This is a genomic window from Sphingobacterium sp. UBA865 (genome assembly GCF_002295765.1).
GTDB lineage: Bacteria > Bacteroidota > Bacteroidia > Sphingobacteriales > Sphingobacteriaceae > Sphingobacterium > Sphingobacterium multivorum.
The window spans coordinates 238,951-262,928 of the sequence record NZ_DBGB01000022.1 but is presented as its reverse complement, the minus strand read 5'-3'; the positions used below and the strand labels follow the sequence as shown (position 1 = coordinate 262,928).

Here is a 23,978-nt window from a genome sequence, read left to right as displayed (position 1 = left end):
ACACATATATCGGTAAAAATGACGAGGATATTTTATATAGTCTTAAAATACAAACGATTAAAAGATGAAATTTAACATAAAAAACATATCCAAGTTCTCACTCGCTTTTTTAATGCTTGGCGGCACCTTAAGTAGTTGTACCAAGAATTTTGAGGACTATAACAAAAATAACATTGGCGTTACGGATGAGGATTTAAAAGGTGATGGCCAAGATCTTGTCATTTTCTTGCGAAATGCACAGATGTCTATTTACAATTTCTCGGGCGCGGGCGATCCCAATTCCTATCAGGTACAACAGAATCTAAATGCGGATGTATTTTCAGGTTTCTTCATGTCTCCTACTCCGTTTAATAGCGGGCAGAACAACCTGAATTACGCCATGGTAAATGGATGGAATGGAGAACCATTTAAAGTACTCTATTTGAATGTTATTAAATCTATTGAAAAGCTAAAAAGCAATGGACTTGCAGAGACTTACCCTGCATTATGGGGTTCGGCTTTGGTGATCAAAGTAGAAGCTGCCAGCCGAGTGACAGATATCTATGGTCCTATCCCCTATAGTAAAGTAGGCACCTCCAATACTGTTCCATACGACAAACAATCCGATGTATATGCTGCTTTCTTCAAAGAGCTCGATGAGGCTGTAACAGCATTAAAATCATACAAAGCGGATAGCCCAATGGCTGCTAAAATAGACCAGATCGATTTGGTATTTCCGAATACCGATAATCAGGTCAGATTTAAAAATTGGCTAAAAATCGCCAATTCGTTACGTCTTCGTTTAGCGATGCGTTTGGTTAAAATCGATGCAACTTTAGCAAAAACACAAGCTGAAAAAGCATTGGATCCAGCAAATGGCGGTGTATTGGAAAGTAATAGCGAAAACTTCAAGATCACTGTACCAGCAGACGGAACCTACAGCAACCCACTTTGGTTTATTTCCAAAAACTGGGCTGACACGCGTATCAATGCGACACTTTCGTCTTATATGACCGGATTGAACGACCCTCGTATCTCTAAGTATATGTCTCCCGTTATTAAAGACGCAACAACAACAGCTTTCGCGGGAAAATATATCGGAATCCGTGCAGGAGCAGACGGCATCGAAAAGGATAAATACCAAAAGCTATCCGCATTGAATACTGAAGGTACAACGCCAACTTTCGTAGCGACTACAGCACCGATATTAATGACTGCTGCTGAGGTTTACTTCCTCCGTGCCGAAGCAGCATTGAGAGGTTGGAACAATGCTGGGGGAACAGCGCAATCACTTTATGAAAAAGGAGTGGAAACGTCCTTTACACAATGGGGTGTATCAGCTGGGTTAAGCACTTATCTCAATGATAATACAAGTAAGGCAGCGGCTTACGAGGATCCTTTCAACGCGAAGAATAACGCAGCTTCACCTAGCGCACTGACCATCAAATGGAATGAGGGCGCTACCAACGAAGAAAAATTGGAACGTATCATTACGCAAAAATGGTTGGCGATCTTCCCTGAAGGACAAGAGGCCTGGAGTGAATTCCGCCGTACAGGATATCCGCGTCTATTCCCTGTTGTGGTCAACAATAGCGGTGGACTGATCGATACTAAAATACAGATCCGTCGTTTACCGTTCCCACAAAATGAATACAATACAAATGCACCTGAAGTACAATCTGCAATCTCCTTGTTGGGCGGACCTGACAACGGCGGTACCAGACTTTGGTGGGATGTAAATAAGGGTAATTTCTAATCGAGAGATTAGCCGAGATAAATCTCAAAAAGGGGCAATCCATAACTGGATTGCCCCTTTTTTATGATGTCTTGAAAGTTAATCAAAGTTTCCAGATTGTTGTAACTATATTACAAAGTCAACTAAATAATGTTGTTTTAAACCTACAATACAACAGAAATCAACCACAAAAGATTTCAAAATCAAATTTCTCTTAACAAAAACTTAATAGAAAGTTCCTGTAGCAGAGATAAAGAATTACCCGTTCAATTAAAAAAACCAAGAAGAATATTATGAAAAATCTCTCAATCCTGGGTTTTATCACCCTCCTGGCATGTTGCATGCTATTTGTTGTTTGTAAATCAGAATCACATTTAGAAAATCCCTACAAGGACAAAACAGAAAAGGAACTCGAATCCCTATCCGATGAAAAATACAGTAAAATCATTGCCTTTGCGAGCCCTAAAGCATGTAGTGATGCCACAGAATGGGAAATGATAGAAATACGGACAGTATGTGGAACAAGTTACCTCCCCTATCATAAATCCGTTGACAAAACAACCTTGCAAAACATGATCAATGACAACAACCGACTAATGGAAATATACCAACCAATGATGGCGCCCAAAATAAATTGTATATCTTATCGCAAACCATTGGGCGTGATCTGTAAAGAAGGAAAAGCGGACATTAAATATGAAGAATCCGCTTCAAAATAGTTACTCGAGCCTAAGAAACAGCTCCATAAACGCATAAATTTTTCGTAATTTAGCCATCAAGAAGAATGGCTGAATTACGTTTAATTACCCCGATAGAATACCTCAAAGGTGTAGGTCCACAAAAAGCAGATGTACTCAAAAAAGAGCTACAGGTATTTACCATTGGCGATCTATTGACACAATACCCTTTCCGTTATATCGACCGTACGGAGTTTCATAAAATCCGGAAACTTCATCCCGATATGATGGCTGCACAGGTGCTGGGCCGTCTGGTTTCTTTACAGCTCGTGGGCGAAAAGAGAACGAAACGTCTTGTTGGCTCATTCAAAGATGAGACCGGCTCCATGGAACTGGTCTGGTTTCAGTCCATCCCCTGGCTTCAAAAATCATTGAAAGTCGGATCCGCCTATATTATATATGGCAAGCCGAGCGAATTCAATGGCCAGCTATCCATTACCCATCCCGAAATGGATCTGTATAACCCGCAGGTAAAACAGATCGGCAATATGAGTTTACAGCCGGTTTATTCATCGACAGAAAAACTCAAAAAGTTTAATCTGGATACCAAGGGAATCCAACGCTTACAACAGACTGCATTGGAAACCGTATTCCGTAGTATTGACGAATCGCTTCCCCAGGATGTGCTTGCTAAACATGGTCTCATTTCCAGGCAACAGGCTTTTGCTTCCATCCATTTTCCAAGCGATCAAAAGGAGCTGAACCAGGCCATCAAACGCATCAAATTTGAAGAGCTATTTTTTATTCAGCTGAAGCTGCTCAACAACAAGCAGCTCAACACACAGAAATTTAGAGGCCAGCGGTTCAATAAAGTCGGTGAAAAATTCAACACGTTCTTTAACGAGCGCCTTCCATTTCCTTTAACAGGAGCGCAGAAACGCGTTGTAAAGGAAATCCGCATAGATACCAATACAGGTGCGCAGATGAACCGCCTGGTACAGGGCGATGTAGGTTCCGGGAAAACAGTTGTTGCCCTCATGAGCATGCTGCTTGCTGTCGACAATGGATTTCAGGCCTGTATGATGGCTCCTACAGAAATCCTGGCGACACAGCATTATCATGGACTAAAGCAGCTCGTGGGCGATGACATCGTCAATATCAAGCTACTTACAGGATCCACAAGCACAAAGGAACGCCGTTTGATCCACCAGGCACTGGAAGATGGCAGCTTAGATATTTTAATTGGCACCCACGCCCTGATCGAGGATAAGGTACAGTTCAAGAACCTGGGCTTCGTTGTTATTGACGAACAACACCGCTTTGGCGTGGAACAACGGGCCAAACTCTGGCGCAAGAATGTCATTCCACCGCATATGTTGGTCATGACAGCGACACCAATTCCACGCACATTGGCCATGACCATGTATGGCGACTTGGACATCTCTGTAATTGACGAATTACCTGCTGGGCGTAAACCGATTAAGACTGTTCACTTTTTTGAAAGCTCCCGTTTACGGATGTTTGGTTTTATGCGTGAGGAGATCGCCAAGGGAAGACAGGTCTATGTGGTATATCCCCTCATCAAGGAAAGCGAAAAACTGGACCTGATCTACCTTGAAGCAGGTTTGGAGAACTTACAACGTGAATTTCCATTACCACAATACAAGATCAGTATTGTTCATGGCAAGATGCCTGTAAAGGACAAGGACTTTGAGATGCAGCGCTTTGTCAAACACGAAACACAGATTATGGTTGCCACTACCGTTATCGAGGTGGGCGTTAATGTTCCCAATGCATCGGTGATGGTCATTGAAAATTCCGAACGATTTGGACTATCCCAGCTGCATCAATTACGTGGCCGTGTAGGCCGTGGTGCTGAACAGTCTTTCTGTATTCTGATGTCGGGCAATAAGCTGAGCAAAGAAGGACGATTAAGGCTGGATACCATGGTGCGTACCAATGACGGATTTGAAATTGCAGAAGTCGATCTACAGTTACGTGGCCCGGGCGACATCTCCGGCACGCAACAATCGGGTGTACTTGACCTCAAGATGGCGAATCTGGCGACAGATCAGGCATTGCTTACAGAATGCCGCAACACGGTCATTGCTATCTTCAAAGAAGACCCAACGCTACAAAGCGAAAAGAATCAGTTGCTGCGAAGCTTCCTCGCCAGAAAATCAGATGGCATTGCCTGGGACAAGATTTCTTAATCGCATGTCATTTTCGAAATAAAAAGCGGGGCCAGCAAATAAATCGATAACGTGTTTAAGTGAATAAATAGAGCGCATTGGGATCTAAAGGCCACTCGTCAACATAAATAGGATACGAATTGTTTTTATTAGTTCTTGAAGACAATTTATCTTTTTTGTATATAAAACCAAATTTATTTACTTTTGCATCACTATGAACATGATATAGAAAAATATCCCTTCTTTTACTAGGCAAAAGATGGCGACCGAACGCTTACATATTTTGAGTTGCCCTGGTAAGCAAATCACAGGAAATTTATTGGTTAATGGAGAATTATGTCATAATCGGCATCAGTCTTGTGTGGTGTACAAACGCATAAATTCTTAAATTTACCTTTTCAAACAAAAACCGGGCTTACAAGCTCATTGAAAATAATTTAAAAAGTGAACGTATAACAAGAGGTAGGCAATAGCATACATTGCAAAGCTTAATGACCTCCCTACTTCACTTGAAAGACTTAATAGTACAAAATGGCCAGAATTAAAATACACGATACAGCAATAAAACCCGAAACAGCCGTCTTGGTGAGTGTGATCACGCCAAGTGTGACGGAGACAAAAGCAAAGGAATATTTGGAGGAACTTGAATTTTTGGTACAGACTGCCGGTGGCGAGACCAAAGGCATGTTTACACAGAAACTGGGCTTCCCAGATCGCGCTACATTTGTCGGCAGTGGAAAGCTGGAAGAAATAAAAGCATACGTTGAAGCGGAGGAAATTGACATCGTTGTTTTCGACGATGAGCTTTCACCTTCGCAGCTGCGTAATATTGAGAAAGAATTGAAACGCAAGATATTGGACCGCTCCAACCTTATCCTGGACATCTTTGCCCGACATGCCAAAACTGCACAGGCAAAGACACAGGTCGAATTGGCACAGCTGCAATATCTATTACCGCGTCTGACCCGTATGTGGACCCACTTGGAACGTCAGCGCGGGGGTATTGGTATGCGTGGTCCGGGTGAGTCACAGATCGAGACCGATAGACGGATCATCCTGGACAAGATTTCCCTGTTCAAAGAACGCCTAAAAGCAATCGACAAGCAAAACGAGACACAACGAAAAAACCGTGGCGAGATGATCCGTGTAGCTTTGGTAGGTTACACCAATGTCGGAAAATCAACGATCATGAATATGATCTCCAAGTCTGATGTACTGATCGAGAATAAACTTTTCGCAACATTGGATACGACGGTACGTAAAGTTGTGATCGACAACCTTCCTTTTTTGCTTTCAGATACCGTTGGTTTTATCCGCAAACTACCGCACCATTTGGTGGAATGTTTCAAATCCACATTGGATGAAGTTCGGGAAGCCGATGTCCTGATCCATGTGGTCGACATCTCGCATCCGAATTTTGAAGATCATATCCAGGCGGTAAACGAAACATTGAAGGATCTTAAAGCACTTGACAAACCGGTGATTACAGTGTTCAACAAAATTGACCTTTATAAACCGGCCGTCGAAGAAGGACACGATGGTGAGGAAATCGAGGTCACGTTGGATGATTTTCGTAATTCCTGGATGGCAAAAAATTCTGATCCAGCAATCTTTCTATCAGCAACGAATAAAACGAATATCGAAGAGTTCAAACAAAAACTTTACGATATTATTGTGAAAATGCACAATGAACGCTACCCTTACAATAACTTATTGTATTAATTTTGACAAACAATGCTGTGAACGGGCCTTATACCTGTTCACAGCTTAATAAAATACGAAATGAACAAAGAGGTGCAGTTTCAAGATTGGGGCCTTGTCGATTATCAGGAAGCCTGGGACAGACAAGAATCCATCTTTAAGGGCGTATTGGACATCAAACATGACAATAGAGTCAATGCAACAGCAGCAAATACCCCAAATTACTTGATCTTTACAGCACATCCCCATGTTTACACCTTAGGGAAAAGCGGGCACGAGGAATACCTGCTCCTAGATGAGAAAGGACTGGAAGAGAAAGAGGCCAAATTCTACAAGATCAACCGTGGTGGCGACATTACCTATCATGGTCCTGGACAGATTGTCGGTTATCCGATACTGGATCTCGACAACTTCTTTACGGATATCCATCTGTATCTGCGTACACTGGAAGAAGCTATCATATTGACCTGTGCGGATTATGGTATCGAAGCAGGGAGATATCCCGGGTTTACGGGAGTATGGATAGAACCGGATAAACCAACTGCACGCAAGATCTGTGCAATGGGCGTGCGTGCTTCACGCTGGGTGACCATGCATGGCTTCGCATTCAATGTCAATACAGATCTTGATTATTTCGGCAACATCATTCCTTGCGGCATCGACGATAAGGATGTAACGTCTTTAAAACGGGAGCTTGGCAAAGAAGTTGATATGGAAGACGTGAAAGGGAAACTTAAAGGCCATATTGCCCAACTCTTTGAAATGCAAATAGTGTAATTTAAGTTTTCAATAACATACAAAGGCCCTTTGAAAGCGGAATTTTAATCTCCTTTCAAAGGGCCTTACTTTTTTGAGCATCCCTGTTCCTCATGGTTAATAAAACCCCTACTAAAGACACAAACGAGGGACATTTTCAGACACTTGGAGGTCTTTACGTGACCCCGACGCTATTTCCGAATATCAACAATAATACATACACTCATAGCTGGCGAGTTTCCCATCAACAAATCTGAAAATAAATAATCCTGCATCGCCATTTTGAATATAGAAAGTATGTGGCGTTGAAATCCAGTCTGCCGAAAGCAGTTCACCAAAGTGGTTTACAAAGTCTCTTTCCGCATAATTGGCATCCATCCGCTGGTCCCCCAACACAATAGCTTCACCCGCACTAAAAAATAGCTTATACAAGGTTCCGACCACTTTGCCTTTATAATTTTCTTCAAAGGCAACGATCATATTCGGTGTTTTATAATAATACTGCGGCTCCCAGCCACATTCGGGCATATCGGGGATTTCGGTAACCCCCTGCAGCGCCAGTTGCTTCATTTGTCCATCTGTGATTTTACCATCAAATAAAGACACTCCTTTCCATTCGAAATGGAAGTTTAAGGCCTTCAGTTTCTTTGTGTACACTTCGGACTGGAACTCATGTTGAAATTTATCGGCCATTAACAGTTCAAAATCGATATCAACCTTGGGGTCCACTTTTCCCGCTTTGTCGTAAGATTCCTTCCAATAGGTAAGCGCCTGTTTTAACTTGGAATACTTCGTCCAGCCGATTTCACGTAGACGGCCTGCCTGTATCAGTTCTTCCTCCTGGTCCTTCCCTTTGACAGCCAAATATTCTTTAAGGACCTTGTCATAGCTTAACTCAGCACCCAAAAATTTCATCTGAATGTACTCCGGATTTTCATGGAAGTGGTCTCCGATGTAGACCCATCCATCTGTGTAGAGCGGCACATAATCGATACATACCATTTCATTGAGCCCCGCCCTACGCACAGCGGTACTTGTGGTATTGGGTGCCTTACGCACGCGCAATTGCGAGACCTGTACATAGAAATGTGGGCATTGAGCGCCTTCGGTTCCGCGATAGAAATATTGTTGTGGCTCTCTGGCAGACCTTTTTCCATCCATGGCACTTTTCAGAGGCTGACGGTCTATAAAACCGATATCCCCATTATTCACCTGCACTTTGTACTGCGTATTGGTGGAATCCAACAGATACACAGGTGCCTCTGTTGGAAAAACTCCCAAGAGGTCTTTATTATTTCCTGCTTCACGGAAAAGGTGCCCCCATGTTGAGGTATAAAGTGGCCGTTGACCCGCTGGCTGTGCTACTGCGTGATGCACAAACCAACTAACAAAAAAGCAGAGTATGAGTAATCCTTTTTTTGGCATAAAATTAATTCTTTGAATACATGACCAGTGGTCGCTCCATTGCGATCAACAGCAGGGAACGAGACATCAATAAATGCAACAGAAACTTTTCCTGGCTACCGGTCAAACACGCACCGTTGCAATAACGAAATTAAAACAAAAAGGAGGCCAATGAAATCACCGGAATCAGGTATTTTTTTGGGCAGGAGATTGTTTGGTTTCTAAACTACGCAATGTGGCTATTTGCGCTGTAATAAACTTACCTGACCTTCCAATGAGAGGATTGTTTTTTCCTGTGCCTTGACCGTTTGCTCTAAGGCATTAACCAGCTGTTTATAAATACCAAGACCTTCGGCAGTGAAATGAGCTGTTTCGGCAGGTAGAGCACTGAGTGCCCCCTTCTCATCCTTTCGCATCATAGTCCCTTCACCCATGAGCAACCAGGCTGGGCTAATGTCAGGATGTTTGGACAATATAGCCACCATAGCATCTGAACTGAGTGCAGTATTTTTCTGCCCTCCCTTAAAGTTTGCATAGGAAAGTTGCACATCTTTAAAAAATTCGGTCTTACTGATGCCTTTGGTTTCAGCGATCAGCAGCACACGTTCCTTTACATTCACTTATAGCTTTTTTAAATGTTGGCTGTTTATTTATTTCTTAACGATTTTATTTCTTGCTCTTGAATTGACAATAATCGCTCCAACGAAATAATTGTCTTCTCCTGAGATTTAATTGTGATATTTTGTGACGATATAACCTGTCTTAAGGAGTTGACAACGGCATTAGTAACGCCCTCAATTTCATTTGTCACATAACCCTCCTTTTCTTCTTCCTGAGCAAGAACGGGCTTTAGCATCTCTCCTTCGCCTTTTAACAACCATTCGGAAGAATATGCAGGATATTTTTCAACAATACTAACTAACCATTTCGCCTGTACATCTGTATTGTTGGTTAAGGCACGTGTAAATACGCCTCTACTAGCTCCAACGGCAGTTTCAAAGGCTGTCACGCTCAGTCCTTCTCGATCTGCAATAACTTTAATTCTCGTTAAAAAAGAACTCATAATCAATAATTATCAATATAAAATTTGATTAATTGAAAATTAGTGTTTAAATTAGCTTAACTATTGATAATTATAAACACATCATTCACCAAAAACTAACAAATGAAACCAACAGGGCTATAGATCAGTGCACAGATCATTATGAGCCCAAGCAGCAGTTTCATCAACTTTAAAACATATAATCTGATGAAAAATACGCAAAAGAAACTAAAAGCGAAACATTTTCGCTATTTAACCCAAGAAAACATCGACGATCCGATGAAATATCTCATTGGGTTCTTTGAAAGCGAAACATCCATACGTGACTGGTTAACGGACCTAAATACGCTAATTAACGCGGCTTCAAACGCAAAGATGAACCCACCACGTTCCTCTACCGGATATCTCACTAGAAAATTAATTGAACAGGTGGAATTGGCCTATGTTATTTTTAGGAAATGTAAACTAAAAACAATAGAACAACCGCTGAAGTTCAACAAAGGCGTTTCAGACTACTGGAATCAGCTATTAGCAACAGACTCATCGGCAAGCAATATTGATACTGCAGCAGACAGCATTAGCCGTTTTTTTTCTTATGAGTCTTTACAACAATGGTACAACATTCTTGATGATTTATGGATAAGTTTAGGAGACAGAGATAATGGCTTTTTAGGCGACAACGGTCATGAAATTCTTGCTATAAAAGAATTCCTACTGCGCCTAGCTGCTGCTCTCGGAAAGATCTATGAAGATGCAATTCTGCCGAATACCCCTGAATCTTATCAGGAAAAAAATGTAAAGAGCGAAATTTCTGAAAATTTAGCGGAAGAAACTCCAACATCTGAAAAAATCAACACATTGACAGGTGAAATAAAGAAAAGTCCACAAAAGACCGAGACCCTCCAAAAAATCAAAAACATTTTGGGAGGAGAAGATCTACAGGACTGGCAAGCATTCATTAACAGCCTATATATATCAGCAGAGAGGGACTTTAAAAGCTGGGATAATGCGTTCAAAGTATATATTCCTGAAAGTAGATTTTGGCTATTTACCCAGTCAATAACACTCTTAGATATTTTATACGAGGAAGTCTTTTGGTTTGTTGATAGAGATGCAGAAATAGCATTAACTCCACGCCGAGAGGTCTCCTTATATTATATATTCCGGGACAAAAATACAATTGGAAATTTCACAGCTCTATCACTACTGGAAGCGAGTTATCCAGAGTACTATCTCATTAAAATGCTATTTACCTATCCAATTTTCGATTGGCGCGACAACCTTACAGATCTCATGCACAGAGGATTCGTATTGAACAAAGGCACAGTATACTATGGGGATCTGGATATCCCTGAATTCCTCCTCAACTTTCAAAAATTGATTGAGCTCTGCTATCTCCTTACCAATAAAGATGAAATAAAATTTACCAAGGCGATCGCTTAGGAAATTTGTAAAACTAAATACAGCCATTTATTCAACCCATATTATGAATACCGATATTAACCCTATTATCGAGGCAATCCTTCGTGCTGTTGCTGTCGATGAAATCTACCAATGGACTTTTGACCACGATGGTAAAAAGTATCAGATGCTACAGGTCAATCTTACCTCAAATGCCGGAATTCGATTTTCCGACGCCAACAGTCTGATAAACAAAACTGTTGGCTCCTATCCCAATGTGTATATCAATGTGAACTTCACGCACGAAATACAACAAAAAGTGGATCAAGGTTTAGGCCGGGCCTATCTTATTTGCCAACCTGAAAACCGCATTTATCAGAATCCTGTGCAAGAGATTCCCCTTGTCTTACCCAATAATAAAAGTGACGAAGTCATCGAAAAAACACGGACATATATCGAAAAGGAAAAGAGCAAGATTCGATCTTTTATTGATGGCTACAATTTCTATTTTGAGCATAAAAATTATGCACACGCAGCATTCATGCTACATCAAGCTTTGGAGCTTGCATTTCGAACATCCGAAAATATCCTCGTTGTTGAGGATAAGAAGTCCCATTCCTTAAAAAACCATATAAACTATCTCAGAGCTTTCGACGATCGCCTCGGTACACTAGCCGATAATAACGAAAAAAAACAAGCTTTGGAGAAAATTAACAAGGCTTACATCGACTATCGATATCACTTTGATTATTTTATCGATGAAGATGTATTAGAAACAGCCTATCAGATTGCGATCAATACATTAAACTGGATATACGATTATTCCAATCTTCTCTACGAAGAAATAAGGGTAAAACTAACCATTCTTCAAAATAGTAATAACGAAGTTGAAAATTACAAAAATAACAATGATATATACAAAAAAAATTATTGTAACTCCAATTTTCGGGATCTTATTCTTAATGCAATTGAATGTTATTGTACACCTGCTTTGGTTGCTTGTTTTGGTTATGACTCTGATTATCACAGACACCATAATGCGCTCCAAAGAGCCAAAAAGGACCACATCACCCATTCCTACTATATTTTTGTTGCTTATGAGACTTTAAATGGCGAACTCAATAATTTAACACAATTCATTGCGGATATGCTTCCCAACAATGTGTCGCTCACGCTGGCCCTGGAAAACTCAGCCGTTTTCAGCAAACAGTTTTCAAAGGGTCATCCCTTTTTTCTTTCACTCCTGAAAGCAGGTGACATCTGGTTGCAAAATACATCCATGGCCAATATCGATCTGGAAAGCATCGTTGCCCCACAGCTAAATCTAGATTATGTACGTCAACAATGGAAGACGCGCTATAATAATGCGCGCACATTATACTTGCCTTATGAGGAATACTGCTCGGCAATAAGTATAGAGGCAGTATATTTTATGCTATCTCAAGCGCTGGAACAAGTTTGTCTTGGCGTAATCAATACCGTACTTCAATACAAACCGCAACGGGTCAACCTTACTTTCCTCATGCAACTCTGCAAATTGATAGTTCCTGATGCCTACTTCATTTTTTGCTTGGATCATCAAGATCAGCTTAACGCCTTCAAAAACATTACGGAAGCACAGCAGGAATTTAGATATAATGCAAATTATAAAGGAAATCCACTAACAATTATAGAATTGCAAAAACGCACAAAAACGTTTATAGAAAGGTGTAACCAAGAGATGGAAAGCTATTTCGAGAAAATTTCTAGCCAACAGCTGGTCGAACAAGTTGAATAGAAGGCCGATTATGAAGGAATAAACCAATTATAATTATGTCAAATAATTTGCAAATAATCAGGATTATTCAGATTACTACATAAATATTTAACAAAGCGGTCAAGCAAGGGCCCGAATATCTTTAATCTCCAATATATTCTTAACGTTATCTCTTTCCACGGCATGTATCATGGCACGTCCGACTTCATGTAGGGAAAGTACTGCTGAAGGGGCAAAAAATTTGATTATTTTGGCCACAAAAGCAAAGGGATTGGCATGCTTTTGCCCTGCAACAGTCGTCATTGCTCCTGGTCTAAAGTTATACTCCTTTTTGAACGGTAATTTGGCAAGATCATTCTCTGTTTTACCCTTAACCCTAGCCCACATCACTTTGCCTTGCTCCGTACTATCGGTGCTTCCTCCGGAAACATAAATAAAACTGATCTCCGAATTGATTTCCAGCAGGGACTTTGCAAAAGCTAGTGTTGTATCATAAGTAATATAACGGTACTTGTCTTCTTTCATTCCCACAGAACTCACGCCAGCACAGTAAAAGCAGGCATCATAGCCCGCAATCGCATCTCTAAATAGCGAAAGTTTAGTAAAGTCTTCGACCAAAAGTTCCTTTAATTTTGGATGCTGAATGGCAGCAGTCCGGCGGGAAATGCTCAGCACGGCTGTTACCTTTTCATTTTGTAGACATTCCAGCAAAACGCCTTCGCCAACCATTCCGGTGGCTCCTGTTATAATTACCTTCATATTTCAGCATGGCTCCTCATTGGAACCTTTAGTTAAAAATACATTATTGCCCTGAGGCATTTATAAAATTCTATGACTAAATCCGCCGCAACCGCTCTTCTTCCAAGTCCAGTTGATATAACTGCGAACGAAAAATCCCCTCGTCAATAGTCGACTCGCAGTTTTGCTTCTGAAGATACTCCCTTTGTACATCCAAAAGCTCCATAAATATCACTTTCGTTTTTTCATTCATCCACGAATCATCGGCCGCATTCACCTTTTCTTCCCAATGTTTCAAAATGCGGTCCATAACATCACGGTTGTGCAGTTCTTTCTCATGTCTATCTTTCAGAAATTGGTAAACATGATGTTTCAATCCTTGCTTCATGCGACTACGGACCTGCTCTTCGGGCTCTTCTTCAAATGTTTCGAACAGCCTAGTCGTTCTGATTAAGTAGGGCAAGGTAAGCCCTTGTATCAAGAGCGTGGATAAGATCACGACAAAGGTGATAAATAAGATCAGGTTTCGCTGCGGAATAGCCACAACATTCATAACGACAGGAATGGATAATGCTGCTGCCAATGACACCACACCACGCATGCCGGTCCAGCCCAACAAAAGAGGCATTAGAAAACGCTGTTTGGTAGATCTCGATCTTGGCGCCACACCCGGGCGAAAAATAAGGGTAGCAATCATGGCTGCATACGAGCTGATAATACGAGCAAGGATCAATACTCCCGTTACCAAAAGACCGTACCCGATGGCTTCTAACAGCGACGTTCCATTGGACCGCAAACCCGCAACAATCTCCGGAAGATCTAATCCAATAATAAAAAATATGATACCGTTCAGGATAAATACAAAACTCTCCCAGACACTCAGCCCCCGCACCCGGCTCGTACTATTGAGAAATGTCAGCCGCTGACCGGACATCAAAAGGCCACCGGCAACGACAGCCAACACCCCTGAGCTATGAAATTGCTCTGCGATCCAATACATAAAGTAAGGTTCAATCAAGGTAAGTGCAATATCCGAGGGCGCATCTGTCGGTAGACGCTTGTGTGCCTGTATAAAAAACCAACCCAATAACAGGCCAATACCCACACCACCGACCAGCATCCAGATAAAGGATACCGCAGCTTGTCCCCATACAAATTGACCTGTCCCAACAGCAATAAGAGCAAAACGTACAATGATCAAGGAAGAAGCATCATTTAATAGGCTTTCGCCTTCCAGGATCGCAGAAGTAGCTTTGGGAACTTTCACAAATTTCATAATCGCTCCTGTGCTGACAGCATCTGGCGGTGACACAATGCCTCCCAGCAGAAAGCCCAACGCTAGTGTAAACCCCGGTATATAATAATTGGCAACAACCGCGACAGAAAGTGCCGTAAAGAATACAACCAAGAAGGCAAAACTCCCGATAATACGCCACCATTTCTTCATCTCCTTAAACGAAATTGACCAAGAAGCCTCGCAAAGCAAGGGCGGTAGAAAAATGAGAAAGATGACGTCCGGATCAATCGTCACTACGGGCAAAGTGGGAATAAAACTAATGAATAGCCCCGCCAGAACCAAGAGAATGGGATAGGCTACCCGTAGTTTGGTCGCCCACATTTCGATCAATACGATGATCGCAATCATTGCGATAAATAAAGGAAATAAGCTGTGCATACTACTTCATAATCTATAGATCCGGAGATATCCTTTTCGTAGTGTAAAGATCTCAAATGGAAATTACAAAAATCACCGGGCAACCTAATTTTTTTCTGTACCCCTATTTTAACGGCACTCTGTACCTAAACAGCATCCTGTACCCTTCTTAAATTAGCAAAAAGATTTATTCTTATGGCGACAACTGCACATCAACCGTATCTGATCAGACAAGTGGATCTTTCTGATTTAGCGCTTATCAAAGAAATACAAAACAAAAAGCAGGTAGATACAGCACGCATAAGCATGCCTTTCCTGGTGCTCGACCAAGGCAATCAATTAAAAGCCTTTTCGTCTGTAATACTCTGCAGAAAGAATTTACTGTCGGTCGAAATGACCTACGACGGTCCTATTTCGGATACGCTTTCCAACGTATTTATGAACAAAGCGCAATCCTTCTTTGAGCAACAGTTGATGAACCTATTTGGTTCGGAAGAATCGCTCAGAAAAGGAATCCGCCGATATAATAACTGGTTAAATCAAAACAGAAACAGTAAATTAGCATAAGGATGGAACAGCAACTGTTATATAAAAAAATAGCCAATATTGTTGAAAACCAGATCAAAAATGGTTCCTTGGTCTATGGCGATCGTTTACCTTCTGTCCGCAGCGCTCAGAAATTATACAATGTAAGTTTAAATACGGCAAAAAGTGCCTATATGGAACTAGAGAGTCGATCGCTCATTGAATCACGCCCCAAATCAGGCTATTTCGTTAGCCGATCCGGGCTTCGTCGGATGGCTATCCCGTCCATTTCTACCTTCAAAATCGACGAAAAGAAACAAGATCCCGCGGCATTGATCGATAAAGTTTTCCACTCCCTGGAAGACAAGGAAATTACACGCTTTTCACTGGGTTTACCCAGTGCATCATTACTTCCGATTCAGAAACTTAATCGATGCATTATAGAGTCGGTTCATGAGCTGCATGATTACGGTGATCAATATGGACAGGTACAGGGAAGTCCGAGCTTACGGAAAGAAATTGCCAAATGGTCATTGGTACTTGAGGGAAAAATAAGTGACGAGGATCTTATTATCACGTCGGGCGCCATGAATGCCATCTACAGCTGCCTTCGTGCCGTCACTAAACCCGGCGACACCATAGCGGTAGAAAGCCCCCTTTACTTTGGCTTTATTCAGGCTTTTCAACTACTGGGCCTCAAAACCATCGAGATTCCGACCCACCCTATTACGGGAATTGAATTGGATGCCCTGAAAAAAGTTATTCATAAAATTGATGTCTGTTGTTTTGTCACCAACTTTAGCAATCCATTGGGCGCACTCATGCCTGAGGAGCACAAGAAAGAGCTTGTCAAACTGCTCGCACACCACCATATTCCATTGATTGAAGACGACCTATATGGAAACATCTATTTCGGTTCGTCACGCCCCAAGCCATGCAAATATTTTGACGAAGAGGGACTGGTGATGTGGTGTGGATCATTTACCAAAGTATTAGCCCCAAGTTTTCGGCTCGGTTGGGTTGAGCCCGGGCAATACAAAGATAAGATCCTAAAACAAAAGCTCATACAAACGATTTCGCAGCCTGCAATTTACCAGGAAGCTGTTTCCAAATTCTTGCAGATCGGCCGGTACGACCATCACCTCAATAGCTTCAGAAAAAAACTGTACAGCAATTATGTCAATTTTAGAAACAGCATTGAGGCCCATTTTCCGGAAAATACCAAAATGTCGCAGCCCGAAGGTGGCTTTGTACTTTGGTTAGAGCTGGACAAAAAGATAGACTCAACGGTGCTATACGATTATGCGCTCAGGCAAAAGTTGAGTTTTGCTCCGGGAAGGATGTTTACACAGCACGATCAGTTTAAGAACTGTATTCGGCTAAACTATGCTGTGGACTGGAACGAAAAGACAGCACAGGATCTGATGCGCCTCGGCCGATTTTTTAAGGCTGTATTGTAAGAGGAAATTTCCGCGATCATCAGTATGGTATCCTTGGATAAGAATTGCTCTGCGCCATGAGGCGTTGTCTACCAGGATCTGACCTTAAAGGTATTTAAGCCGTACCCTATAAACGTTCCAAGGGCACCTTGTGAGCACCCTTGGAATTAAAAAACAAAGTGTATACACTTCGCAGAGAGAAAAGAATCTTTGTTAACGAATCGTCTCAAAGAATTTTTTAGTCTTGTTATAGGCGATTACACCAATTATACCGATCATCAGCCATAAAAAGTCGACGACGAAAATATCCCGCTGTCCATTGCGGAAGGTATCCCAGATCCAGTTACCAGTCATAAAACCATTGGCAAGTGGAATAAAAAATGCCAATATGCTTCCAACCAGCAATGTTTCGCGATTGGTTCTGCGTATGCTTCTCCGGATAATGTAATACAGTGAAAATAGGAGCCAGCTATAGAAATAAACGCGGTATATAAAATCCTGATTGACCTCAGGGCTCAATTTAATAGCAATGAAAGTCAATGCAGTGACAGGTAACATCGTCAAACATATTGCCGTGAAAATATTGGCCGCCCAGAAATTGAATTTTCGTTTTCGTGGAATTACGTTGTTTTTGTCACGCGCTACCAACCAGATCAATATACCCGAGATAATAACAAGACAGCCCATAACTCCCAAAATAAAGTACACCATCTTGAGCGGATAGCCTCCATAATCGCCATAATGCAACCGGTATATAATGCTGCGCACCCCATCTGCATAGCTAGCATCGCTAACTGGTGATTTCTCGGCAACAACTTTATTGTCGGCCGCTCGCACAGACAACAGCCCCGATCCAGCAAAGCTTTTGTTAAAATGCGGTTCCAGCTCCATGATAACATGCATATTGGAGTCTGCGTAGTTTTTGATCGTAATACGCTGAAAATCGGCTTCCGGCCATTTGTGTTTTGCCAGATCTAAAAATGGAGCGATATTAATGTCTGCATTTAAAGGTTTGTAGGTATAAGGAAAATTGGTTTCGGCACTAACCCCCATCTCCTGATACATTTTTTGCTGATCACCATCATACAACAACTTGCTCAGCGGCAAAGCGAGTACTGAATTGATGATCAAGAACGTACCTGTTACCGCGAAGATAAATTGAAACGGAAAACCAATGACGCCCAATGCGGTGTGCATATCGGTCCATACCGTTTTCCATTTACTGAAGGGTCTGAACACAAAGAAATTTGAGACGATCTTATCCCAATGCAGCAATAACCCGGTAATAAGGGCAAACAGAAAAATAAAAGCGGTAATACCTGCAATAAGATAACCAAATGGCGCTATGCCTACCCGAATCGGCACCTGATTGAGCTGGGCCAAGAAATGCAAACGAAATAAAAACTCGCCCATATCGTAATTCTGCACATAGTCTCCAGCCTTTTTATTGGCAAAATTATAGGTAAAGTTCTTTGAATCATCATCTCCACCCCTTCTGCGGCTATTCTTTTTTGCAGCTTTTTGTTCAGGCGTGATCTTCGCCAGGTTTTCTTTATTGAGTATACTATCGTTGGATGCACTCAAGCCCAAGTAGGCTGAAGTCCCTTCCCGGTGCATATAAAAGGTAATATCGCGTCCATGCAAATTTGTTTGTCCTCTGAGTGAGTCGAGCAAATGATCAACGTTTTTATGATCTTCGCGATAGGTCTTATACGACGTGTTATTCTGCCAGGCAGCGATTTCGTTTCTAAAAAATGCAAATGATCCCGCAAAAAATATCACATAGAGGATGGCGCAGATGATAATGCCGCTAATGGTATGTGTATTGAAGTAAATATTATAATTTCGGTTATTCATGATGACTTACAGTTTGAAGAAATAGGGCAGGGAGAAAAGGACAGCCAACACTAAATATATCCCCCATATTTTCCATCCACTCTTAGCAAGAAAGGCCAATAAGAGCAGTACTGCCCATAGGAGATAGCCCGTGAAGCAAGCCGTGGCAACAACATCCTTTTTCTCAAAAATATGAGTGACCAACACGTGGAAAGAGATCATGACGACATAACCACCGATAAATCCGGCTGTAATTTTCAGGAATCGCTGAAATGGCGTACTGAGGTATTTTTTATTAGCAGGCATATTTAATCGGTTAAGAAATCAATAATTCAACACAAAGGCTAAATACATACAATCCCATAATTGGGTATAATTTGAAATAGCGATAAGGATTTAATAGGACCACAAGACACATCATGCACATGAAATAGGCAAAAAAAGCAAAAAAACCTGCTCCAAAGCCTTGCAGATAAAGAACAGCTATAAATGGAAAGATCAACAGTAGCATGCTCAATGTGCGCACAAACTTCGTTTGTGCGCACAATTTTTCGAGCCATTGTGGTCTAGGGCCAAACTTCACCTTTTTGCTCTTGTTGTAAAAAAGATAGGCTCCCATGAGTATAACGATTAACAGTGTACTATACATCGATTCTATAATTTATCTGGATCGGTCCGTTAAAATTTATAGGTCACTCCCATGCGGAAGTTACGTCTGGCTTCGACGATATAGGAATAATAATCCACACCACCGAGCTTCTGAACGGCCGCACTTGCTTTGGAGATCGATCCAGCAGTCAGCAATTTGCGGTTGTCCAACACATTATTGATTACGACCGAAATGGCATACTTCCCTTTTTGATAGCTGATGCCTGCATCGGTACGCAGATAATTCTTGAAATTACTTTCTTTTGTTGTCCCAACTGCACGGTCAAACATTCCCTGAACACTTCCCATAAAGCCAAGTCCACGCACTTTCCCATCCTGAATACGATAGGATACAAATGCATTGGCTGTATGTTTGGCCGTATTCGGAGTGATATTACCTATATTTTCTTCTTTGGTATCTTTGGAGATCTTCGAATCTGTCAAGGCATAATTTGCATTCACATTCAGCCCCTTAATAATTTCACCGGTGACATCAAATTCGATACCCTTGCTTCTGGTTTCTCCCAATTGGGTCTGGAATGACACACCATTAACGACGTGACTCGGATCGGGGTCAGCTACCAGCGCATTTTTACGGGCAATAGTGTAGGCACTTAACGTGGAGATCCATTTTCCACCCATCCACTCTTTCTTAACACCTGCTTCTAAATCATTTCCGCGTATTGGTTTGAAAGCATTACCTTCCCAGTCGGTACCAGCGACAGGAACAAAAGATTGATCAAACAAGCCATATACACTCATGGATTTATCGATCGAATAGCTCAACCCTACCCTCGGCGTAAATGCTTTATCGGTTCTGTCAGCTACAGACGTTTTTCCTATGGTCTCATTAATTGTATAGCGTAAGCCAAGCGATAAACGCAATTTCTCTTCCAGGAACGCCAATTCATCGTGCGCGTAGAATGACATATAGTTTGTTGAAGTCACGTAGTTGCTACCGCCCGCACGGACCTTTACACTCTGCGAACGATCCAGCGTAGGGAATACACTGCCTGGAATACCGTATTTAGGATCATAGACGTTGAGCGGAGCTGAAGGAATCGAATCTAAAATCGTTCTAAAATCGCCCCAGAACTTCTTATTACCATAGTCGGCTCCCACCAAAATCCGATGACGAACGCTTCCGGTATATTCTTCTCCGTTTAAAGAAACCTGACCAAAACTATTTTCACCATGTTCGTCGGCAATACTGTAATAACGTGGCATATCGCCATTGGCTTTCATGTAATTCAGCCATGTACTGGTGGCTTTCATATCAAAATTGAAATAGGCCATCTGTGCATGCAATTTCCAGTTTTCGTTTAGTTTGCGATCCAGGTAAATATAGGCACTATGGTCTTTTAGCTTTCCGGGCTCCATGGAGGGATCACCATAGAAGAAGTCATTGGCAATACCCGGATCGGCAAATCCTTTGGGTGAGAACGTATAATTACCATTTGATAGGTAGGTAGACCCTTGGTAGGTGTATTCAAATGTTAAGTTCGTCAAAGAATCTACTTTATAGGTAACCACTGGCGCTATAACAAGACGGTTACTGTAATTATATTTTGTAAAAAAATCTTTTTGTTGTCCGGCCACATTCAGACGGTAAAGCAGTTTGCCATCTTTGCGCAATTTACCATCCAAGTCAACGGCAGCGCGATAGGTACTGAAGCTCCCTGTATTCAGGGTAACAGACCCCTTGGTATTACCGGTAGGTTTTTTTGTTACCACATTATAAAAGCCGCCAGGTTCGCCATTGGCAAGCATAAAACCGGCTGGTCCTTTTACAAATTCGATCCGTTCGATCATACTTGCATCTTCGGCTGTAGGCCCCCAAGAAGCTTCAATGTTCATCCCATTACGGAATGCAGGGATCTTAGAGCCACGCATACGGATATTGGCATATTGGTTGTCCCAATGGCCCTGACGTGTTGCGCCACTAACATTACGCGTAATACCATCAACAATGTCGAAAACCTGTTGATCTGCCATTAAATCGGAAGAAATAACCTGTATATTTTGAGGCAGCTCTAGGATTGGTGTTTTAAGGCGTAACGATCCGGAGATACTGTCAAACTTATAATGCTCATAGTATTTACCATAAACCGCAACTTCGTCAATAGCTTGCGATTGGTCCTTTAAGATAATGGGACCAAGGTTTGCCGTCTCATCTGTTACGTTCACTTCCATCGTATGCTTACCGTAACCGATCGCTTTAATCTCGATATGGTAGGTTTTGGATGAAAGCTTATGAAAAGCGAAATGCCCCTCACTATCTGTGCTGGTGGTCACACCTGTATTAGTTAATTTTACTGTCGCTCCTGTGATAGGTTCGGATTTTTCATTGATAAGAATTCCTTCAATGACTTTGTTCGTCTGTGCTTGTGCAACAGAAAAGACCGAACTAATCATAGGAATAGCCAAAAAGGATAAAGTTTTATTCATGAATGTAGTATGGTAGATGTTTTATTATAGTAGATTTTTCTTAGATATTTTTTTTGTAAGGACCCATTGGTGTTGCCATCGTTTCAGATTAGACCCTTATGCTGTCTGCGCTGTAGCTGCGGTTATTTGACAGTAATGAAAGTCGTACTTCCCTGCCATGTCGAAGCATAGGCTTTCCCTTCATGTTCACCTGCAGTTTCAGCAAACGTACTTGCTTCCAAGACGTATGGACCAGCCCATATTGCGTCAAATGTCAGGATGCCATGCTCGTCCGCAACAAACTCTTTTCCCCAACCGGTAGTCGAAAAAACAGAAACTTTGGCCTGTGGAACAGCTTTGCCGAAGCTGGTGATCTTTGCTTGTATACGTTGCCCCTTTTTTGCGTTAGCCGCACCAAGCAACTCTATTTGCAATGGGCTTTTTACATTTTTATAATCGAGTGTTGCAGACTTTCCTACGATAACAGGCACTAAGGAAGAAAATTCATATTTCGTTTTACCGCCTAGATCTTTAGGTGCTTTAACAATGGATAGGAAATAGGTTCCGGCTGCTGTAGGTTGGAATGAACCGCTAAAGTGATCGCCTTGATTCGTCAATTGAAGCTTGACGGGTTCCTGTCCCGGGACATGCAACATTAATGAGAAGTCCTTCATGTCGGAGTACCATTTGTCGACCTGATCTCTTTCATTCGTTGCAAACTCGCCGTAATATACCTTGACTTCATGGGATTGGTTTAACGTTCCATAAGAAGATGATTCAATCCAAAGGGCATGGGCATGACTAGTATGACTACACAGTAATACCGTAAGGAATGTAAAAAATGAAATTAAAATTTTCATAATATGTTGATTGATGTTTAGTTTTCTTCAACTTATTATGGGAGAATTTGCAGGTTTTGCATATGCTTAACAACGAATAAAATAATAAAATTCGTTATCTTGCAAGTTCTTCCATATCGTATATCGGGAGTAACTGACACAGCGTGCTGTTTCAGTCATCTACATGCAGTTGCCGCTGTATGTAGATTAACGCCATGTGATAGATTGCCGTCTATTACATGGTGTTTTTTGTTTCTTGTTGTCCAAATAAGTATAAAAGATATTATTTAGACTGATTAAAAACAAAGCAAATATAACAGGAAATCTTTTTAAAACAACTAATTTTTTCATTTTACAGTATTCTTACGCTTTAACTGAAGAAATACAGCGAACAAAAAGAGCGTTGTTAGTTAGGAAGAGAGTGCGGAAAGGATTGAAAAAGATGCCACATGGTTTTCCAGCACAAGTTTCAGGTCGAATAATTCTGTTTCCTGGTAACGTGTCGCGACATGTAGCTGGATACGTTCGCAATGTGGTTCGAAAGTTTGCTGTACCAGATCGACGGTATTATTTTCGCCGGAGAGGTGAGTGAGGATAAGATGTTTAAGACGGTCGGTTTTGTAGGCGTTAAACAGTTCGACGGCAACACGATTTGACAAGTGTCCCCAACCACTGCTGATCCGATTTTTCAGGAAATACGAATAGCGTCCTGTACGCAACATCTCCTCGTCATAATTTGATTCCAGGAGCAAAACATCCGAATGTTGAATAACATGCTGCACATTTTCGCAAGGTCGTCCAATATCTGTCAGGACACCGATATTGTATGTTCCATCTGAGACAAGAAAGCTGCAGGGTTCTTTGGCATCGTGATATTTGGGAATACCATACACCTTAAGCCCTCCAATTTCAACAACCTGATTAGGAGAAATGATATGGACCAAATGGGATGGAAGATGCAAACGGGTACCATCGTAACTCCCCTTGGTAATATAAACCGGTAAATTATATTTTTTGGCAAATACAGATAGGCCCCTAATATGATCAGAATGTTCATGGGTAATGAAAATTGCTTTGATCTGAGTCGGTAAAATACCCAGGTTGTACATCCGCAGGTGCATATGCTTGCTGTTGATTCCAGCATCTATCAGGATAGCAGAATCATCTTTAGCGACATAATAACAGTTCCCATTACTTCCGGAGGCGATTGCACAATATTTCATTCGTTT

General features: G+C 41.6%; 20 protein-coding genes. 9 read left to right on the top strand and 11 right to left on the bottom strand.

Annotation, left to right across the window (positions count from 1 at the left end; all coding sequences use genetic code 11):
- Positions 1–64: 64 nt before the first annotated feature.
- The 5 genes from B2O97_RS13005 (at position 65) to lipB (ending at position 7,061) form a co-directional block, all read left to right on the top strand.
- Positions 65–1,735: a RagB/SusD family nutrient uptake outer membrane protein gene (locus B2O97_RS13005; protein ID WP_286767514.1), complete on the top strand. Its 1,671-nt coding sequence runs from the start codon at positions 65–67 to the stop codon at positions 1,733–1,735.
- Positions 1,736–2,007: 272 nt separating this feature from the next.
- On the top strand, positions 2,008–2,433 hold the full coding sequence (locus tag B2O97_RS13000) for a hypothetical protein (protein ID WP_070561326.1): 426 nt from the start codon (positions 2,008–2,010) through the stop codon (positions 2,431–2,433).
- A gap of 65 nt (positions 2,434–2,498) precedes the next feature.
- On the top strand, positions 2,499–4,604 hold the full coding sequence (recG, locus tag B2O97_RS12995; protein ID WP_159333464.1) for an ATP-dependent DNA helicase RecG: 2,106 nt from the start codon (positions 2,499–2,501) through the stop codon (positions 4,602–4,604).
- A gap of 510 nt (positions 4,605–5,114) precedes the next feature.
- Entirely contained in the window at positions 5,115–6,305 is a 1,191-nt protein-coding gene (gene hflX, locus B2O97_RS12990) for a GTPase HflX (RefSeq protein WP_046672676.1), read from the top strand.
- A 60-nt stretch (positions 6,306–6,365) separates the two neighbouring features.
- On the top strand, positions 6,366–7,061 hold the full coding sequence (gene lipB / locus B2O97_RS12985) for a lipoyl(octanoyl) transferase LipB (RefSeq protein ID WP_070561330.1): 696 nt from the start codon (positions 6,366–6,368) through the stop codon (positions 7,059–7,061).
- Between the two features lie 183 nt (positions 7,062–7,244).
- On the opposite strand, the gene B2O97_RS12980 is transcribed toward lipB, so the two are convergent.
- The 3 genes from B2O97_RS12980 to B2O97_RS12970 all read right to left on the bottom strand — a co-directional run bounded on the left by B2O97_RS12980 (position 7,245) and on the right by B2O97_RS12970 (position 9,507).
- Positions 7,245–8,465, bottom strand: coding sequence for a hypothetical protein (locus B2O97_RS12980; RefSeq protein ID WP_286767513.1), 1,221 nt, complete (start codon positions 8,463–8,465; stop codon positions 7,245–7,247).
- A gap of 218 nt (positions 8,466–8,683) precedes the next feature.
- Positions 8,684–9,064 carry a hypothetical protein gene (locus B2O97_RS12975; RefSeq protein ID WP_201640022.1) on the bottom strand — a complete coding sequence of 127 codons (381 nt, stop codon included), beginning with the start codon at positions 9,062–9,064 and terminating at the stop codon, positions 8,684–8,686.
- A 26-nt stretch (positions 9,065–9,090) separates the two neighbouring features.
- A complete protein-coding gene (locus tag B2O97_RS12970) occupies positions 9,091–9,507 on the bottom strand; it encodes a hypothetical protein (RefSeq protein WP_070561335.1) in 417 nt (138 codons plus the stop codon).
- Between the two features lie 186 nt (positions 9,508–9,693).
- Between B2O97_RS12970 and B2O97_RS12965 the strand changes: the two genes are divergently transcribed.
- The gene (locus B2O97_RS12965) at positions 9,694–10,929 is read left to right on the top strand and encodes a hypothetical protein (RefSeq protein ID WP_286767512.1); all 1,236 of its coding nucleotides are present in this window, start codon (positions 9,694–9,696) and stop codon (positions 10,927–10,929) included.
- Positions 10,930–10,972: 43 nt separating this feature from the next.
- Complete coding sequence (locus tag B2O97_RS12960) at positions 10,973–12,664, top strand: HEPN domain-containing protein (protein WP_112375057.1); 1,692 nt, start codon at positions 10,973–10,975, stop codon at positions 12,662–12,664.
- 99 nt (positions 12,665–12,763) lie between these two features.
- Here B2O97_RS12960 and B2O97_RS12955 read toward each other — a convergent pair whose 3' ends face one another.
- Together B2O97_RS12955 and B2O97_RS12950 are read right to left on the bottom strand one after the other, a co-directional pair.
- Positions 12,764–13,402: an NAD-dependent epimerase/dehydratase family protein gene (locus B2O97_RS12955; protein WP_201640019.1), complete on the bottom strand. Its 639-nt coding sequence runs from the start codon at positions 13,400–13,402 to the stop codon at positions 12,764–12,766.
- A 76-nt stretch (positions 13,403–13,478) separates the two neighbouring features.
- Positions 13,479–15,056: a Na+/H+ antiporter gene (locus B2O97_RS12950; protein ID WP_286767511.1), complete on the bottom strand. Its 1,578-nt coding sequence runs from the start codon at positions 15,054–15,056 to the stop codon at positions 13,479–13,481.
- 174 nt (positions 15,057–15,230) lie between these two features.
- On the opposite strand from B2O97_RS12950, the gene B2O97_RS12945 reads away from it, so the two are divergent.
- Both B2O97_RS12945 and B2O97_RS12940 read left to right on the top strand, forming a co-directional pair.
- Positions 15,231–15,602 (top strand): hypothetical protein, encoded by a 372-nt coding sequence (locus tag B2O97_RS12945; RefSeq protein ID WP_112375059.1) that lies wholly within the window; start codon positions 15,231–15,233, stop codon positions 15,600–15,602.
- Positions 15,603–15,604: 2 nt separating this feature from the next.
- A complete protein-coding gene (locus B2O97_RS12940; RefSeq protein WP_201640018.1) occupies positions 15,605–17,020 on the top strand; it encodes a PLP-dependent aminotransferase family protein in 1,416 nt (471 codons plus the stop codon).
- Positions 17,021–17,212: 192 nt separating this feature from the next.
- On the opposite strand, the gene B2O97_RS12935 is transcribed toward B2O97_RS12940, so the two are convergent.
- The 6 genes from B2O97_RS12935 to B2O97_RS12910 all read right to left on the bottom strand — a co-directional run bounded on the left by B2O97_RS12935 (position 17,213) and on the right by B2O97_RS12910 (position 23,972).
- Complete coding sequence (locus B2O97_RS12935) at positions 17,213–18,856, bottom strand: PepSY-associated TM helix domain-containing protein (RefSeq protein ID WP_201640017.1); 1,644 nt, start codon at positions 18,854–18,856, stop codon at positions 17,213–17,215.
- A 6-nt stretch (positions 18,857–18,862) separates the two neighbouring features.
- Positions 18,863–19,141 (bottom strand): hypothetical protein, encoded by a 279-nt coding sequence (locus B2O97_RS12930; RefSeq protein ID WP_046672687.1) that lies wholly within the window; start codon positions 19,139–19,141, stop codon positions 18,863–18,865.
- Positions 19,142–19,151: 10 nt separating this feature from the next.
- Positions 19,152–19,484: a hypothetical protein gene (locus B2O97_RS12925; protein ID WP_286767510.1), complete on the bottom strand. Its 333-nt coding sequence runs from the start codon at positions 19,482–19,484 to the stop codon at positions 19,152–19,154.
- 29 nt (positions 19,485–19,513) lie between these two features.
- Positions 19,514–21,931, bottom strand: a complete 2,418-nt coding sequence (locus B2O97_RS12920; protein WP_112375063.1) for a TonB-dependent siderophore receptor — start codon at positions 21,929–21,931, stop codon at positions 19,514–19,516.
- A gap of 122 nt (positions 21,932–22,053) precedes the next feature.
- Entirely contained in the window at positions 22,054–22,770 is a 717-nt protein-coding gene (locus B2O97_RS12915) for a DUF4198 domain-containing protein (RefSeq protein WP_112375064.1), read from the bottom strand.
- A gap of 389 nt (positions 22,771–23,159) precedes the next feature.
- Positions 23,160–23,972, bottom strand: a complete 813-nt coding sequence (locus tag B2O97_RS12910) for an MBL fold metallo-hydrolase (RefSeq protein WP_286767509.1) — start codon at positions 23,970–23,972, stop codon at positions 23,160–23,162.
- Positions 23,973–23,978 lie beyond the last annotated feature (6 nt).